Source organism: Bradyrhizobium sp. CCGE-LA001 (assembly GCF_000296215.2).
Lineage (GTDB): Bacteria > Pseudomonadota > Alphaproteobacteria > Rhizobiales > Xanthobacteraceae > Bradyrhizobium.
Map to the genome: position 1 here is coordinate 5,468,261 of NZ_CP013949.1, position 16,330 is coordinate 5,484,590.

Below are 16,330 nucleotides of genomic sequence, written 5' to 3' on the forward strand. Positions count from 1 at the left end.
GATGCCATGCTGAAGCGCCTCGTCCAGAATACCGTCGTCTCGGCGATCGTCTTCGGACTTGTCGCGATCCTTGGCGTCGTCGTCATTCCCGTCATCATCGGCACCTGGGGCGTTGCCGCGTTCGGACTGATCGTTCTCACCCGCCTTTTCCTGCCCTCAGGGTTGATCGGCGTCATCGATTTCGGCCTGCCGGAGGTGACGACGCAAGTGGTGGCACGTGCCCGGGAGCACCGCGACTGGCGCCTGGGCGGCAGTCAACTCCTGTTGCTCGCCGTGATTTCCCTGCTGCTGGGAGTATTGGTGAGCCTCGTGATGTGGTGGACCGCGCCGCTGACCGTCTCCCTGTTCAAGGTCGAACCGGCTCACGCGGCGAGCTTCACCAACATGCTGGTTGCGACCGCTGCGAGCAACCTCGTGCTGTTCCCGGCCCTGATATGGGAAGGCATCGTCAAGGGTTTCGAGCGTTACGGGCTGCTGCGGCTTTGCGAGTTCCTGACGACTTTGCTCTATGTCGGCGCCACCATCCATGCTGCGCGATCCGGGCAACCCTACGAGGTGGTGACCTACTATTTCCTCGCCAGCAGCCTGTTGCGCGCCTTGATCCTGCTCGGTGCCTCGGTCGCCGCGCTCAGCCGCACGCGGATCAAGCTGTCGGTGCCGGGGGCTGCGGTCAGCCGTGAGGTCATGACACGCTGCATCCTGGTGATGCAGGGCAAGTTGATCGGCGGCATCATCGCGCCGATCCAACCTTTCCTGATCGGCAGCTATATCGGCCCGCAGAGTGTCGGCATCTACGACACCTTGGTCAGAATTCCGCGGCTTGCCAAGGTGGTCGCGAGCTTGATCATCTCGGCAATGCTTCCCGTGGTGAGCCGGCTCGATCAACGCAACAGCCACCAGCAGTTCAATCGGTTTGGCGAAACCGGCATCATGATGCTGCCGGTCGTGACCGTGCCGCCCTTTGTCGCGGCCGCGGTGATGTCTCCTGCGATCATGCATCTCTGGATCGGTCCGCAGATCGCACCTTACGCGCACTGGATGGGCCTGATGTTCGTGGTCACGATGTGCTATCAATACGTGATCTTCGGCAACACGCTGTTCATGACCCGCACCAAGGTTCAGCGGCGGTTGAACAGGCTGATGATGATCCATCTGCTGATCTGGGCGGTCGTCAGCGCTGCGGCCGTCCATCTCCTGGCCGAGCGGGCCTTCATCCTCGGGCAGATCCTCGGAACTGCCGCGATCGTCCCCTGGCAGCTCCTGATCTTCGTAAAGGAACTCGAAATCGACTCCAGGCGGTTCTGGTTTGCGATCCTGAGCCATTGGGCGATCCTCGCGATCGCAGCGCTGCCCCTCGCCGGCATCCTGCATTTCACGCCTGAGCCGGGTATTCTCACCTTGGCTGGGCTGATGGCCGTGTATTGCGCCGCGACATGGATCGCACAGTATTTTCTGGTTTTGAGCGAGGCGCAGCGCGGCCTGATCGGCACGCTCGGACGGACCTATTTCGGTCGAAAGGGGATCTCCCCGGCGGCACTTTAGGGTGGCAAAAGAGGGAGCCTTGAGGTTAAAGAGACCTGCTTTCCTGCGATCGGGCACCCCGTATGACCACCATCGATGCCGGCGTGAAGACGCCGAAAAAGCAGAAGATCAGCCAGTTTCGTCGCCTCTTGTGGCACGTCAACCGGACTGATCTCGGCTGGCTCACCAAAGCGGCCCTGACAACCCTGCAGCCGGGCGCGCGAGCGAAGCGTGCCGCGCTGCTTGGCCAGCTTCCCTCGAAAGCAGAATGGAGCGAGGCAAGCCGGAAGCTCGACCGGGAGGGCTACGTCGACGTGTCCCAGCTGATGGATCGCAGCCTCGCGCAGGCCGTCGCCACGGTTGCCGACGACAAGGTGAGCCGGCTGAACGAACTCTCCGATAAGCAGAAGCTCGGGCACAAGTCCTTCTGGGTCAGCCTGCTGGACGAGGACCTCGTCAACGGCGCCTTTGCGACCGACCATCCTTTCGTGCGCTACGCTTTGCAGCCGGCTGCACTGCGCATCATCGGCGAATTCATGCACGACTTGCCGCAATTGTCGGACGTGCTGCTGACGTTGTCACAACCGACTCCGAACCAGGCGCTGAGCTACTCGCAGCTGTGGCATCTCGATCACGACGACAAGCGCGTCTGCAAACTCTTCATCTATCTGACGGACGTGCAGAACACGGCCGACGGTCCCTTCACCTTCATTCCGGCCGGTCCGTCCAAGCCGTTCCGCAACACGCTCAAGAGCCACATGAGCGATGCGCAGGTGTTCGCCAAGACCGGTCCTGACGCGGTCAAGGAGATGATCGCGCCCCGCCTGTCGGCCTTCATCATCAACACGGCCCGCTGCCTACACATGGGAAGCCGGATCCAGTCGGATCACAGTCGCCTGCTGTACACGGCGACCTACATCCAGCAGCCGCGCATCTACCCCGAACCGCCGGCGCGCTTCCGCGCCGTCGGTACCCTGACGGAGCTCGAGCGCACCGTGATGCGGCTCTGACACGGATCTGCCGGGAGCTGACATCTTGCGCATAGGCCTGGTGGTCGATCACCCCAAGCGTGACCTGCCGGGGGCAGTCATGCTTGGTTATCAACTCGCCCGGCGCGGCGTCTCGGTCGCGCTGGTGCCGATGTACGAGCAGGCCGTCGATGTGCCGCGGCTCGGGCTGAACGCGCTGGTCGCCAACTATGCGCGCCCGGTCAATCTCGACCTGATGCGCAGCTTTGCCGGAGCCGGCCTCCCGCTGTATGTGCTCGACACCGAGGGCGGCGTGCTCGCGACGACGGGCGGCAATTCGCCGCCGGCGATGGCCGCACATATCAAGGCCAGCGGCTACGCCGACATCCTGACCGGCTATTTCTTCTGGGGTAGCCGGCTGCACGATGCCTTTCTGGCGGCCGGAACCATGAAGCCGGAGCAGCTTCATCTCACCGGATGCCCCCGCTTCGATTTCGCGGCGGCCCGCTGGCGCGCGCTGCTCGACGGCGAACCGCGCGGCTATCTGCTCGTCAACGCCAACTTCCCGCTGGTCAATTCGCGCTTTACGGGCACGCCGGGCGGCGAGCGCGAGGCGATGGTACGGTCCGGCTGGGACGGCGCCTATGTCGATCGCTTCATCGTCGACCTGAAGCAAGTCTTCTCCAACTATCTCGCCGAGATCGGCCGGCTCGCCGCGGCGCGGCCTGATCGCAGCATTCTCGTGCGCCCGCACCCCTTCGAGAGCGAGGAAGTTTATCGCAACGCGCTCTCGCGCCATGCCAACGTCCTGATCGACGGCGCCGGCAGCGTGCTCGACCGCATCCGCAATGCGGTCGCGGTCGTCCATCTCAACTGCGGCACGGCCGTCGAATCGGTACTGCTCGGAAAGCTGCCGCTCCAGCTCGAATATTTGAACACGCCGACCACCGCCGGCCATGCCGCACTGCCGGCGCGCGTAAGCCGGAAGGTCGCCTCGTTCGACGAACTGCTTGGCGCCATCGATCACATCGAGCGCGAGACCGAGAGCTTCGATTTCGCGGGCGTTCACGCCGCCGATATCGAGGCCTTCTTCCATCTCAACGACGGGCAAGCCGCCGAGCGTGTCGCCGACGTTCTGACCCGCACGACGACTGCGCGCCGGCCCTACGTCTCGCTGCTTGCGACCGTGATGGGCACGCGCGCCAAGCCGAGCGTCGGCCAAATCGTCAAGGGCGCAGCCAGCGCGGCACTCGGCTCCGCCGTCACCGAGCGGTTGCGCAGCCAATTCAATCCGGCCCGGCGTGACAAGCGGATCGAGCCTGCTCTCGTCGAGGCCTTGCTTCATCGCATCGCAAGTCATGATCGCGCGAAGCCGTCGCAGTTCACCGCTCAACGCGCGCGCTGCGTGACGACCGGGCTGCCGCTCGCGAGCATTGCGATCGAACACATTCGATAGAACCATGGCAACAGCAGCAAAGACCATTCTCATCACCACCCTGGCCGAATACCAGACCCGATTCTGGATTCCGGTCGCGCAGCGGCTGCGCATGGCGGGACACGACGTCGAGCTGCTTGCCTTCGACGACCGCAGCGCCGAAATGTCTGTCGCCGAAGGCGTGCCGGTGACGAACATGTATCGTGAGGGCCTCAAAGCCGGTCCTTCGCCCGAGGATCGCAAGGCGTTCGATGCGCGCGTCTCCTCTTACGGTCTCGATGGGACCAACTTCCTGTTCAGCCACGAGCGCTTCACCTTCGGCATCAAGGACACGAACGCGCTCCGCCGGCGCTTCATGATCTATGCCAACGCGATGGAAGCGGTGCTCGACCGGCTCGAGGCGCAGGAGCGGCAGGCCGAACTGGTCCAGGAGCTCGGCGGCTTCCTGTCCGTCATCGCAAGTTTCCACGCCGCAAGGCGCAGGGGCATCCGCAACTGGTTCATCGAGCCGTCGTTCTTCCGCGGCCGCATGTATTTCACGCCGGACAGGTTTTCCGCACCCGACGTGATGGCTGGGCCCGCGGACTCGGTGTCCGCCGAGGTGCGTGCCTATTTGGATGAGACGCTGACGCAGCGCGCGATCGTCATCCCCAAGAAAGATCAGCACCACTATTCGGCGGCATTCAAGAAGGTCCTCAATGTGCGCAATGCACATCGTCTCGCCGAGAAGCTCTGGGACCAGTTCGCCCTCGGAAAGCATCAGGAGTTCGGGCACAATCTGCGCCACGCCCGCGTGCACGCAGCAATGGCCCTCAACGCGACGCGGCTGCGCAAGCTCTACCGGCCGCTGCCCGAAGCTCCCTTCATCTATTACCCCTTCCACGTTCCGGCCGACATGGCACTGACGCTGCGTTCGCCGGACTATCTCGATCAGGTCGCGACCGTCGATTTTCTGCTCCGCACGATCCCGGATTCGCATGTGCTCGTGGTCAAGGAACATCCCGCGCAGATCGGGGCGATCTCGGCTGCCCGCCTGTTCGAGCTCGCAGACCGGTTCGACAATTTCGTGCTGCTGCCGCCGCAGACCAACAATTACACCGTGCTCAATCGCGCCGACGCCGTCGTTTCCGTCAACAGCAAGTCGGGCGCCGAAGCACTCCTGCTCGGCAAGCCGGTCGTGGTGATGGGCGATGCATTCTACCGTTCCTGCCCCCTTGTCTATGTGGTCGATCGTCTGGCCGACGTACCCGCGCGGTTGCGCGAAGCGCTCGCTGGCGGAGCGTTCGATCCCGCGAGGGGTGCGCCCTATTTCGAGTCGGCCTGGCGCCGCTCTCATCCGGGCGAGCTCTATATCAGCGATCCCAAGCTGCTCGACACGTTTACTGTCTCCTTGCGCGCGGCAATCGCCGAGCCGCCCAGCGCGAAGTAAAACGGACCCTTCATGCCGCTGGTCTCGATCATCACACCGTCCTGGAACGTCGAAAGTCTGATCGAGGAGACGATCCGCTCGGTGCAGAGCCAGACATTCGCCGATTGGGAGCTCCTGATCGCCGACGACTGCTCGACGGACGCCACCCCTGCCATCATCGCGGCGATCGGCGAGCGCGATCCCCGCGTCAAGTTGATCCGGCAGGTCAAAAACGGCGGCCCGGCGCTCGCGCGTCAGGCCTCGATCGACGCCGCCCAGGGCCGCTATCTCGCTTTCCTCGACAGTGACGATCTGTGGCTGCCCGAAAAGCTCGAGCGGCAGCTTGCCTTCGCGAAGCAGAAGCAGGCTACCCTCAGCTATACCGCGTTCCGCCGCATCAACGAGGCCAACACGGTCACCGGCAGGCTCATCGAGGTGCCAGCCTCGCTCACCTATGGCCAGCTCCTGAAGAACACCGCGATCGCGACGCTGACCGCGATGGTCGACCGCGAGATCTCAGGTCCCATCGCGATGAAGAACGAGGGCTATGACGATTTCTGCCTCTGGCTCTCGATCCTCAAGCGTGGCCACACCGCATACGGCCTCAACGAGGATCTCGCGCGCTACCGTGTAAGGGGTTCTTCGGTCTCCAGCCGTCCGATGCGCTCGGCCAAATGGGTCTGGCAGATCTACCGCAATGTCGAACACCTCTCGCCGATCAGGTCCGCCTGGTGTTTTGCGCATTGGGGGGGGCGGGCCTGGCTGAAGCGGCGCGAGTTCTAGCAGCGCTCGGACCCGCCGCGCAGCCACCTGCAACGACCGGAACTGAACATTGCGACCGCTGAGGGTTGGCTCTAATCTGCGGCCGAGTCGAGGGGACTTTGCTTGTATAATCAAAATGTTGCTCCATTGAAGGCGCGTCCCCTCGCCAATCGCCGGCCGCGGATGGTCTGGGCGCTGTGCAGCCTATGTCCCGCAGTTTTCTTGTTGTGTCTGTTTGCGCTGACCCTGCTCAGCGCGCCCGAGCATGACGATTTCTGCTTCGCGGAGCTGTACGCGCGCCACGGCTTCGTCCACACCGTTTCGCTCTTCTATCATGCGCAATCAGGCCGGATTCTCGCCCTCTGGCTGACCCAGCTTCCACCAGCAATCTCTGCCGCGACGGGAATCAGCCTGTTGTCGGCCTATTCACTGACGATGGCAGCAAATGCGGGACTGTTCCTGACTGCGACGGCCCTTGCCATGGTCCGTGCCTGGCCGCGCGCCGGCGCGCTCCAATTGGCCTTCCTCACACTTGCGTTTGCGAGCGCGGTGGTCGGCGCAGCGCCCAGCGTTCGGGATCTGCTCTATTGGTTGTCGTCCGTGACCTGCTACGTCCCGTCGGCTCTGATCACCATCCTAATCCTCGGGGAGTGCGTCCGGGCGTTGGACAGGCAGACGGGTTTTTCGTGGTTGTTCAGCCTCGCAATGGCTCTGGGCGGATTCCTAGCTTCGCTTGGGAACGAATTCACCGGACCTTGGCTCATTCTGATCGTCTTCGCATCACTGGGCGCGCGCCATCTCTTCGGCCAGCAGCGTCAAATCGAGCACCACATCCTGATTGCGGCAGCCATTGCCGTTGCCTGGATCATCGTCGTATCGGCCAGCGGCAACGGCACGCGCATGGGACAGCTCCCGAACAGCGGCCACCCGATCTGGTCCATTTTCCAGGCGCTTGTCGATTCGCTTGGCGGTCTCGGTCGCTTCGTGCGAGAGCCTGCCATCGTCGCCTGGCTCGCCGCTGTCGGTCTCATTGCATTGGCCGAGCCGGACCCGTCGGCCCAAGCACCGCAAAAGAGCAAGCTGTTGGCACTCGGCACGATCGCGATCTGCCTGGCGTGCTGCTATTTCGCATATTTCGCGCATCGTTATGCGACCGGCATGCGGCTGGTCGAAAGGGCGCAGAACCCGGCACTGATCCTGCTGCTGTTCGGATCGACGCTGGGCGTCAAGCTGGTCGTCGGCGCCTACCGTTCGCAATTGCGCGAACGTCTCGCTGCGAGCAGGTTTCGCGGCCTGCTCGGTCCGGTCGGGATGCCAGCGGGTCTGATGCTCCTCACGTTCGCTGCGCTGTGCCTGAGCTCGACGGCATTTCAGCTGCGCGCGCAATGGCAGGACCTGTACCCATACTGGCGCGAGAGTGTCGAACGGCACATCCATCTGACAACGAGCCCCGAACCGGCCATCGCGCTTCCGCGGCACAAATGGACACCCTCGCTGCTGATGACCGCCGACGTGACCGCCAACGCCGACAGATTGCCCAACGACTGCATCGCCAGATATTATCACAAGACCGCCGTCTACGCCGCCGACACCGCGCGGTGACCACTTGCCCTGCCCCAGAGATGCGAACGTGAAAACAATCAGCGTCATCACGCCCTGCTACAACGAAGAGCTGAACGTCAGGGATTGCTATGAGGCGATCCGGCAGATCTTCGACCGCGAGCTCCCGGGCTATCGGCGCGAGCACATCTTCTGCGACAACGCCTCCGACGACCGCACGCTGGAGATCCTGCGAGAGATCGCCGCACAGGATCCCGCGGTGAAGGTCATCGTCAACGCGCGCAATTTCGGGCCGTTGCGCAATACCTATAACGGGGTGATGGCGAGCAGTGGCGACGCCGTCCTCCTGTTCATGCCGGCGGACCTCCAGGATCCCCCCGAACTGCTCCCCGAATTCGTCAAGCTATGGGAAGCCGGCAACGAGATCGTCTACGGCATCCGCGCCGTGCGCGAGGAAAGCCGCCTGATGCGCGGGCTGCGCGATGCCTATTACCGCGTGCTGACCAGATTCTCCGAGCTCAAGGTGCCCCCGGGCGTCGGCGACTTCCAGCTCGTCGACCGGCGCGTCGTCGAAGCCATGCGTCACGTCCGCGATGCCTATCCGTTCATGCGCATGATGACGTTCGAGTGCGGCGGCCGCATGGTCGGCGTGCCCTACACCTGGCGCGAGCGCAAGAAGGGTTTTTCGAAGAACCGCGCCAGCGCGTTGATCGATCAGGGGCTCAACGGGCTGGTGTCCTTCACCACGGCGCCGGTCCGTTTCGGCCTGTTCGCAGGTTTTCTGATCTCGGCCCTGAGTATCGGCTACGCTCTCGTCAATTTCGTGATCGGCCTCGTTCTGTACCGGCAGCTCGCCGAACCCGGCATCATCACATTGATCGTCGCCATGTTCTTCTTCGGCGGCGTGCAATTGTTCTTCATGGGCATGATCGGCGAATACGTGCTCGCGATCTACGGACAGGTGCGCGAGAAGCCCGTGGTGTTCGAGCGCGAGCGCGTCAATTTCGATCCGCCGCCGCCGCCCTCTGGCGCGTGAGGCGCAGACGGCCTCAGCGCGCGGCCAGCGACTGCTCGATCCGTGCGACGATGGTCTGCACTGACAGGCCGGCAGCGTCGAGCAGCGCCTCGCGTGATCCGGCCTGCGAGGTCTTGCCGCCCTGCTCGGGAATGCCGAGACCCGTGATCGGCGGCCGCTGTGCATCGCCCGCGAACGCGCCCGCCACGAGGCTGAACAGCCCGCCGCGCAGAATGTGCTCCTCCAGCGTCACGACCAGCGATGCGCCACGCACGGCGCCGCGGATCGCGGTCTCGTCAAGCGGTTTCAGGCAGGAGACGCTGACCACACCGACCTCCCTGCCGCCCCCGGCGAGCTCGCCGGCCGCCTCCAGCGCGCGCGAGGCGATCGGCCCCGACGCGAGGATGACGACCTCACGTCCCTCGCGCAGAACCCGCGGCTTGCGCAGGTCGGTCACGGCGGCCCCGAGATTGGGCTCACCCTGCCGGCTGAGCCGCAGATAGGACGGTTTGCCGCTTCCAGCGATCAGGCGCGTCGCGGCCCGCACCTCCATGGGATCGCAGGGGACGAACACCTCGATGCCCGGCAGCATCGACATGATGCCTGCGTCCTCCAACGCATGGTGCGTGTAGCCCTGGCTGCCATAGGCATAGCCGGCGCCCACCGCCACCACCTTGACGTCGGCACCGTGGTAGCAGACGTCGTTGCGCAGCTGCTCGAGGCAGCGCAGCGTCGGGAAATTGCCGATCGAGTAGATGAAGACCGTCTTACCCGACAGCGCGATGCCGGCGGCTATCCCTGCCATGTTCTGCTCGGCGACGCCGACATTCAGGTAGCGGTCGGGAAACTTTGCCGCAAACGGCTCCAGCACGGAATAACCGAGATCGCCGCAGAGCAGCCAGATGTCGGGATTCTCGCTCGCAGCATGCGACAGGCTCTCGATGAACGTCGTCCTCATGCGCTGACCTCGGCCAGCGCCTGAGCGAGCAGCTCATCTGAAGGCGAGCGGTAGTGCCATTCGAGCTTGTTTTCCATGAAGCTCACGCCCTTGCCCTTCACGGTATGGGCGATCACGACGGTCGGCAGGCCCGATGGTGCCGGCATCGTGCCGAGGACGCGCTCGAGCGCGTCGAGGTCGTGGCCGTCGATCTCCTCGACCTGCCAGCCGAACGATCGCCACTTCTCCGCGAAGGGATCGAGATTGAGCACCTCGGCGACCGAGCCAAAGCTTTGGATCTTGTTGAAGTCGACGATGACGCAGAGGTTGTCGAGCTTGTGGTGGGGCGCGAACAGGATGCCCTCCCAGTTCGATCCCTCGTCGCATTCGCCGTCGCTGAGCAGGCAGAACACCCGGCTGCCGGCGCCTGCCGAACGAGCCGCCAGGGCCATGCCGATCGCGATTGGCAGGCCATGGCCGAGCGAGCCGGTCGAGACCTCGACGCCGGGTACCGCATGGCTGACATGGCCGGTGAAGATCGATCCATCACGGCAATAGGTGCCGAGCTCGTCGCGCGAAAAGAAACCGCTTTCGGCAAGCGTGGCGTACATGATCGCGGTGGCGTGGCCCTTGCTGAGCACGAAGCGATCGCGGTTCGGGCTTTGCGGATCTGCGGGATCGATACGCAGGATGCGCGTGTACAGCACCGCAAGGATGTCCGCCATCGAGAGGCAGCCGCCGATATGGGAAGCCTTGGCAGCGTGCACCATCCGTAGCGCATGCGCGCGGATTCGGCGGGCGAACTCCCTCGGCTCAGGACGATTTGCGGGAAGAGGTGGTCGCGTCATGCCAGTTTACCGTTTCGCGTAAGCCTTCATCCAACGACACTTCGGGCTTCCAACCTAACGCCAGCGCGCGCGAAACGTCCGCAGCCAGGACCATAACTTGATCGGGCCGATACGCCAACTCGCCGAAGCCGAGCACTGCGCCGGGATCGACGAGATCGCGCAACCGCGTCACCGTCTCACGCAGCGGCGGCGCGTCCGGACTGCCGACGTTGAAGATGCCGTTCGCAGCGTCATGCGTGATGGCCAGCCGGAAGGCGCTCGCCGCGTCGCGCGCGTGCAAAAATCCCCAGCGCTGCTCGCAAGCCGTGAGGGCCATGTGTTGTCCGGAGCGCAGGTTACGGATCATGCTCGGGATCAACCAATGATCGGCATCGTTCGGGCCGTAGGTCGAGAAGATCCTGAGCCACGCCGCGCGCAGCCCCCGCTCCTCGCACAAGCGCAGCGCCATCGATCCGGCCGCCAGCTTGGCCATGCCGTACAACGTCGTCGGTCGCGGGGCGTCGTCCTCGCGGATGGCGCGGTCGTAGGGCCCGTATTCCGCCTGCGATCCGGCCCCGACGAAAATCTTGGCGCCCGCCTCGGCTGCGAGATCTGCGAGCCTCACCGTGTCGGCGACGTTAGTGGCCTGAACCGGGCTGTTGCGGTCGGCACCGGCGACCCCGCGCCAGGCCATGTGCACGACCGCCTCCGGCGCGAAAGCCCTGAGCGCTCCGCGCAACCCGCTTAGATCGTCCAGACCGGCCGCCACCACCTGCAGCCGGTCGCGAACCTCCCCGAGGCGCCAATCGGAACTTGCAGGCCGCAGCAGGACGACCACCTCGTGTCCCCGCGCCACGAGGTCCGTAACCAGATAGGAGCCCAGAAAGCCGCTCGCGCCGGTGACAAAAATACGCATGACCCCCGGGTAGATCACGCCCCCCGGGCCGTCAATGTCCCGCCTCCCGAGCGCCGCCCAGCGTCCCGATCACGTCCGATCCGAGCTTGATTATCCGGCCCATGCGGCTAAAGGGAGGGCCGGAATCGATGTTCCACGACGCAGGGGTTGGACGTATGAGTGACTTCAGGCTGGCCATGGTGTCCGCGGGCTTCGAGCACGGCGGCAACGTCACCCATCGTCATTTCGACGGTCATCCCGACCTGCTCGTCTATCCCTTCGAGTCGCAGCTCGGCAACCGCAACTTCAACGACTTCCTGGCTTCGGTCGAGCGCGTTCAATACCGCTATCCCGAATTCCCGGAAGGGCTGACGGCGATCGAGCTCTACGAGCAGATGATCGACGAGGAACTGAAGACGTTCCTGCGCAAGCGCAACGGCTCCAAGTTCCGCGACGCGGATTGCGTGCTGGACGAGAAGAAGCGCGTCGCCGAATTCGCCCGGCTCGTCGGCGAGCCCCCGATCTTCCGCCGGCAGGTGATCGAGGCCTTCTTCCGCGCGACCTTCGCGGCCTGGGAGAATTACTACACCAAGCCGCGTCCCGGCATGGTCCATGTCGGCTACTCGCCCGCCATCGGCATCGACGCCGACCGCATGGTGCGCGACTTCCCCAACGTGCGCATCCTGCACATCGTGCGCAATCCGTTCTCGGCCTATCGCGACACCAAGCGCCGCCCCTTCCCGCAGCCGCTGACCAAATACCTGATCACCTGGAACATCTATCACTCCACAGTCGAGATGTTCGCGAAGATGTATCCGGACAACGTGCGCATCTTCCGCTACGAGGATCTCGTCGAGGACAAGCGCAAGTTCATGACCGAAGCCGCCGGCTTCATCGGCGTACCCTTCGCAGACAGCATGCTTTATCCGAGCTGGAACGGCGTCGAGATCAAGGACTCCATCGCGCCCTGGGGAACCGTGCTCAAGAGCACCAAGGACTACAACCAGGCCGTCATCCAGGAGCTCTCGGACGAGGAGCGCAAGCAGATCGCACAGGGCACCGCGGCGCTGGCCCGCCATTTCGGCTACGACCGTATCGATTATCTGAGCCCGCTCTACCGTGCTGAGTAAGATCGCCTTCTACGAAGCCGACCACCGCCCCGACATCGCCGCCGACCGCGCGCGCCTGCTGCCCGCACTGCGGCAGCATCTGCAATCATCAGGCAGCGACGTCACCGTTGCCCCTGTGCCGGACGGCACGCTCGGCATTTGCTTTACGGCGGACATCTCCGGCGAAAAGCAGTTCGTGAAGACGCATCTTCCGGGCGCGACCGCACGCGGCAGCCTCGCCAAGGAAGCGGAGATCCTCTTCCAGCTCTACGGCCAGACGATTGTGCGCGATCGTTTCGAAATCCCGCTTGCGGACGGAACGGACCGGCTCTGCCTGATGATGCCCGCCCTCGCACCGCTGACCGGCCCGATGCCGTCCGCTGTTGCCGCCGCGATGGCAGACGCGCTCAGCGAGCGACTCAACGACTTGCGGCCGGGTCAGCTTGCCTCGTTCGAGCACTATCTGGCAGCCGCGGAACGGGCCCTGAAAATGCTGTCGGAGCGCGGTCTGTTGGAGCGGACCAGCGCGGCCGAAATGCAGCGTCTGATCGCGCTGCTTGGAGATCGTCTTCCGGACCTGCCGAAAGCGCTCTGTCACGGCGATTTCGGACCAAAGAACGTCATGCTCCAGGCCGCCGAGCCGCGCGTCATCGACTGGGAAGACGCATTCCACGGCATTGCCGGCTACGACTATCTCTATTGGCTGACCTTCATGGAAAACCGGCCCTTCCTGCAAAGGGACGCGTTCGGCCGAACCGGCCTCGCGCAGGAGGTCGAACGCGCCATCCTCGCACTCGTCGTCCTGCTCAAATCCTACCTGGCGGTACTGTCGGGCGCGCATTTGAAGCACGCGCTGTCGGCCGAGGCCCGCATCGCCGAGATTCTCGACCTGCCGCGCTGATCACGCCTGCGCGGCGACCTGATCGACTTGATCGAGCGAGAATTTGCGCAGATCGCGTCCCTCGCGCAGCGCCTTGTACCAGTCGACGGTGAGCCGAAGGCCCTCGGCCAGGTCCAGCCGCGGTTTCCAGCCGAGCTCGCTCCGCGCTTTCGCACAGTCGAGCCTGAGATAGGCTGCTTCGTGCGGATGCGGACCGGCATCCGCCGTCCACCGCGCGCCATCGCCCCACAGCGCGATCAGATGATCGACCACCGTCCCGACCGGCACCTCACTTGCGGCATCAGGCCCGAAATTCCAGCCACCAACGAAGCGTTGATCGTCCGCTAGCCGCTCGACCAGCTCGAGATAGCCGAGCACGGGATCGAGTGCGTGCTGCCAGGGCCGCACCGAATTAGGGTTACGGATCCGCAGCGCCTCGCCTGCAAGGAACGCCTGCATCGCGTCGGGCACCAGGCGGTCGCGCGCCCAGTCGCCGCCGCCGAAGACGTTGCCGGCGCGCGCGGTCGCGATGCGTGCGGCGCCCTCCGCATTGAAGAAGCTGTGCCGATAGGCATGCGTTGCGAGCTCGGCGCAGGCCTTGCTGTTGCTGTAGGGGTCGTTGCCGCCGAGACGATCCTCCTCGCGAAAGGCGGCACCCGCACCGTTGTTCTCGTAGCATTTGTCGGTGGTGACGATCAGGACCGCCTGCACGGAGCGCAAATGCCGTGCGGCATCCAGCACATGCACCGTTCCCATCACATTGGTCGCAAAGGTCTCGACAGGTTCCTCATAGGACGGGCGCACCAGGGCCTGTGCCGCCATATGGATGACGATGTCCGGCTCCGCCTCCGCCATCGCCGCACGCAGAGCCGGGAGATCGCGGATGTCGGCGAGGCGGTGCTTGATGCCGTCGGCGACGCGCGCCGTCACGAATAGCGCGGATTGATGCGTCGGCGGCAGCGCATAGCCGTAGACGCTGGCGCCAAGGCGACCCAGCAGCAACGAAGCCCATGCGCCCTTGAAGCCGGTATGTCCGGTCAGGAAGACCTTCTTGCCGCGCCAGAATGCAGGATCCGTCACCAGATTCTCCACTTCGCGCGATTGCCCGCCCACTCGCCCTCGAGGAAATTGCGATCGCGCAGCGAATCCATCGGGTGCCAGAAACCGGGATGCACATAGGCGCGCAGATCGTCGCCGCGCGCGAGCTGCTCCATCGGCTCGCGCTCCCAGATCGTCTTGTCGCCGTCAATGAGATCGCCGACCGATGGCGATAGCAGGAAGAATCCGCCATTGATCCAGCCACCATCGTCACTCGGCTTTTCCTCGAAATTGACGACCCGGTCGCCCTCGATTGCGACCGCACCGAAGCGCTTGGCCGGCCGCACCACCGAAACGGTGGCTCTCCGCCCATGCGCCTTATGAAAGGCGATCTCGGCGCCGAGGTCGATATCGGCGACGCCATCGCCATAGGTCAGCGCGAAGAAAGGCTCGTTTGCGACGTAAGGCAGCACGCGCTTCAACCGGCCGCCGGTCTGGGTGTCCTCCCCGGTATCCACCAGCGTGACCCGCCAGGGCTCGGCGGTTTCGCGATGCACCTCCATCCGGTTCTCGGCGAGATGGAACGTCACGTCGGACATGTGCAGGAAGTAGTTCGCGAAATACTCCTTGATCATGTAGCCCTTGTAGCCAAGGCAGATCACGAAGTCGTTGAAGCCGTGATGGCTGTAGATCTTCATGATGTGCCAGAGGATCGGCCGGCCGCCGATTTCGACCATCGGCTTCGGTCGCGTGCTGGTCTCCTCTGCGATTCGGGTGCCCAGGCCTCCCGCGAGAATTACGACTTTCATCAAATCTGCTCCGAACGAGGAGACATCCTCGCAATCCAGACGGCTTCTATACGAACTGGCCCTACCTGAAAAACCGTCCGCGACCACAGCTATGCGGTATTTAAATACCATAGCGCAAGGCTATTGGCCTTTCCTCGCGTAGCCGATACCACTCAGCCCGCCCCGCCCGCGGACTCATCTGGAATTGATCATGCCGTTTGAAAGCTACAAGAACAGCCGCATCCTCGTGACGGGAGGCGCCGGCTTCATCGGGTCGCATATCTGCGAGCGGCTGCTCGATGCGGGAGCCGAGGTGGTGTCTGCTGACAATTATTTCACCGGCAGCCGGCGCAACATCGCTCACCTGATCGCCAATCCGCTGTTCGAGGCGGTCAGGCACGACGTCACCTTCCCGCTCTATATCGAGGTCGACGCGATCTTCAACCTGGCCTGCCCGGCCTCGCCAATCCACTACCAGCGCGACCCCGTGCAGACCACCAAGACCTCGGTGCACGGCGCCATCAACATGCTCGGCCTCGCCAAGCGGCTGAAGGCGCGCATCTTCCAGGCCTCCACCAGCGAGGTCTATGGCGATCCGCTGATCCATCCGCAGACCGAGGACTATTGGGGCAACGTCAACCCGATCGGCATCCGCTCCTGTTATGATGAGGGCAAGCGCTGCGCCGAGACGCTGTTCTTCGACTATTGGCGTCAGCACGGCCTGCCGATCAAGGTCGCGCGCATCTTCAACACCTATGGTCCACGCATGCAGCCCAATGACGGCCGCGTGGTGTCGTCTTTCATCGTCCAGGCGCTCAAGGACGAGCCGATTACCGTGTTCGGCGATGGCGGGCAGACGCGCTCGTTCTGCTATGTCGACGATCTCGTCGAGGCCATCATGCGGTTGATGGTGACCGCGGAAGACGTCACCGGCCCGATCAATCTCGGCAACAACTCCGAGTTCACGATCCGCGAGCTTGCCGAGAAGGTCATCATGCTCACGGGTTCGCGCTCCAAGCTGGTGTTCAAGCCGCTGCCGCAAGACGACCCGCGGCAGCGCCAGCCCGACCTCGCCAAGGCGAAGGCGGTGCTGAACTGGGAGCCGAAGGTCGCGCTCGAGGACGGACTGAAGGAGACGATCGCCTATTTCAAGCGCTCGCTTGAAATCGCCTGATCGCGCCTGCAAA

Annotated in this window: 15 protein-coding genes; 10 read left to right on the top strand and 5 right to left on the bottom strand. The window is 64.0% G+C overall.

Annotated elements, in window-relative coordinates:
• Nucleotides 1–6: 6 nt before the first annotated feature.
• The 7 genes from BCCGELA001_RS25585 (at nucleotide 7) to BCCGELA001_RS25615 (ending at nucleotide 8,690) form a co-directional block, all read left to right on the top strand.
• On the top strand, nucleotides 7–1,542 hold the full coding sequence (locus BCCGELA001_RS25585; protein ID WP_008555260.1) for a lipopolysaccharide biosynthesis protein: 1,536 nt from the start codon (nucleotides 7–9) through the stop codon (nucleotides 1,540–1,542).
• A 62-nt stretch (nucleotides 1,543–1,604) separates the two neighbouring features.
• Nucleotides 1,605–2,531, top strand: a complete 927-nt coding sequence (locus tag BCCGELA001_RS25590) for a hypothetical protein (RefSeq protein WP_008555262.1) — start codon at nucleotides 1,605–1,607, stop codon at nucleotides 2,529–2,531.
• 25 nt (nucleotides 2,532–2,556) lie between these two features.
• Nucleotides 2,557–3,945 (top strand): surface carbohydrate biosynthesis protein, encoded by a 1,389-nt coding sequence (locus BCCGELA001_RS25595; RefSeq protein ID WP_193409738.1) that lies wholly within the window; start codon nucleotides 2,557–2,559, stop codon nucleotides 3,943–3,945.
• 4 nt (nucleotides 3,946–3,949) lie between these two features.
• The gene (locus tag BCCGELA001_RS25600) at nucleotides 3,950–5,353 is read left to right on the top strand and encodes a capsular polysaccharide export protein, LipB/KpsS family (protein WP_008555276.1); all 1,404 of its coding nucleotides are present in this window, start codon (nucleotides 3,950–3,952) and stop codon (nucleotides 5,351–5,353) included.
• A 12-nt stretch (nucleotides 5,354–5,365) separates the two neighbouring features.
• Complete coding sequence (locus BCCGELA001_RS25605) at nucleotides 5,366–6,115, top strand: glycosyltransferase family 2 protein (protein ID WP_008555278.1); 750 nt, start codon at nucleotides 5,366–5,368, stop codon at nucleotides 6,113–6,115.
• A gap of 201 nt (nucleotides 6,116–6,316) precedes the next feature.
• Entirely contained in the window at nucleotides 6,317–7,696 is a 1,380-nt protein-coding gene (locus tag BCCGELA001_RS25610; protein WP_236840750.1) for a DUF6056 family protein, read from the top strand.
• A gap of 28 nt (nucleotides 7,697–7,724) precedes the next feature.
• Entirely contained in the window at nucleotides 7,725–8,690 is a 966-nt protein-coding gene (locus tag BCCGELA001_RS25615) for a glycosyltransferase family 2 protein (RefSeq protein WP_008555283.1), read from the top strand.
• 13 nt (nucleotides 8,691–8,703) lie between these two features.
• Here BCCGELA001_RS25615 and BCCGELA001_RS25620 read toward each other — a convergent pair whose 3' ends face one another.
• The 3 genes from BCCGELA001_RS25620 to BCCGELA001_RS25630 are packed head-to-tail and all read right to left on the bottom strand — an operon-like array spanning nucleotide 8,704 to nucleotide 11,349.
• Nucleotides 8,704–9,627: a transketolase family protein gene (locus BCCGELA001_RS25620; RefSeq protein WP_008555285.1), complete on the bottom strand. Its 924-nt coding sequence runs from the start codon at nucleotides 9,625–9,627 to the stop codon at nucleotides 8,704–8,706.
• Nucleotides 9,624–10,376 carry a transketolase gene (locus tag BCCGELA001_RS25625; RefSeq protein ID WP_236840751.1) on the bottom strand — a complete coding sequence of 251 codons (753 nt, stop codon included), beginning with the start codon at nucleotides 10,374–10,376 and terminating at the stop codon, nucleotides 9,624–9,626. The genes BCCGELA001_RS25620 and BCCGELA001_RS25625 overlap by 4 nt, the downstream gene beginning before the upstream one ends.
• A 43-nt stretch (nucleotides 10,377–10,419) precedes the next feature.
• Complete coding sequence (locus tag BCCGELA001_RS25630; protein ID WP_060736615.1) at nucleotides 10,420–11,349, bottom strand: NAD-dependent epimerase/dehydratase family protein; 930 nt, start codon at nucleotides 11,347–11,349, stop codon at nucleotides 10,420–10,422.
• 155 nt (nucleotides 11,350–11,504) lie between these two features.
• Between BCCGELA001_RS25630 and BCCGELA001_RS25635 the strand changes: the two genes are divergently transcribed.
• A complete protein-coding gene (locus tag BCCGELA001_RS25635) occupies nucleotides 11,505–12,458 on the top strand; it encodes a sulfotransferase family protein (RefSeq protein WP_008555304.1) in 954 nt (317 codons plus the stop codon).
• Nucleotides 12,448–13,338 (top strand): phosphotransferase family protein, encoded by an 891-nt coding sequence (locus BCCGELA001_RS25640; protein WP_060737830.1) that lies wholly within the window; start codon nucleotides 12,448–12,450, stop codon nucleotides 13,336–13,338. Before BCCGELA001_RS25635 ends, BCCGELA001_RS25640 begins: the two co-directional genes overlap by 11 nt.
• On the opposite strand, the gene rfbG is transcribed toward BCCGELA001_RS25640, so the two are convergent.
• Nucleotides 13,339–14,397, bottom strand: a complete 1,059-nt coding sequence (gene rfbG, locus BCCGELA001_RS25645) for a CDP-glucose 4,6-dehydratase (protein ID WP_060737829.1) — start codon at nucleotides 14,395–14,397, stop codon at nucleotides 13,339–13,341.
• Nucleotides 14,394–15,164, bottom strand: a complete 771-nt coding sequence (gene rfbF, locus BCCGELA001_RS25650; protein WP_060736616.1) for a glucose-1-phosphate cytidylyltransferase — start codon at nucleotides 15,162–15,164, stop codon at nucleotides 14,394–14,396. The genes rfbG and rfbF overlap by 4 nt, the downstream gene beginning before the upstream one ends.
• 190 nt (nucleotides 15,165–15,354) lie before the next feature.
• Here rfbF and BCCGELA001_RS25655 point away from each other — a divergent pair, with 190 nt between their 5' ends.
• Nucleotides 15,355–16,317 (top strand): UDP-glucuronic acid decarboxylase family protein, encoded by a 963-nt coding sequence (locus BCCGELA001_RS25655; protein WP_060736617.1) that lies wholly within the window; start codon nucleotides 15,355–15,357, stop codon nucleotides 16,315–16,317.
• Nucleotides 16,318–16,330 lie beyond the last annotated feature (13 nt).